The 380-nt window shown below is 62.6% G+C and carries 1 protein-coding gene; it reads left to right on the top strand.

All coding sequences use genetic code 11. The features are described from left to right. On the top strand, window positions 1–380 hold a 380-nt coding region (locus AC1RJ3_RS29655; protein ID WP_493081999.1), incomplete at both ends, for an immunoglobulin-like domain-containing protein.

Below are 380 nucleotides of genomic sequence, written 5' to 3'. Positions count from 1 at the left end.
TCGGTGGTGGTCGATACCCCGGCCAACGACGTCTACAAAAACGGCAGCACCGTCAGCACCACCATCGAAAGCACCACCGGTGGCAATTTCGAACAGTTGACCCCGAGCACCACCCCGGCGGTCACCACCATCACCGACTCGATCGACAACACCGGGCTGAGCCTGACGGCGACCGGTTCGGTGGTTGAAGGCGGTCAGATCACTTACACCGCCACCCTGACCAACCCGGCCGGCACGCCGATGACCGTCACCCTGTCGAACGGCGCAGTGATCAACATCGAAGCCGGTAAAACCGCCGGCTCCGTGGTGGTCGATACCCCGGCCAACGACGTCTACAAAAACGGCAGCACCGTCAGCACCACCATCGAAAGCACCACCGG

It is taken from the genome of Pseudomonas sp. GW822-FHT04C11 (assembly GCF_058800905.1).
This window is presented reverse-complemented; position numbering and strand designations above follow the sequence as displayed.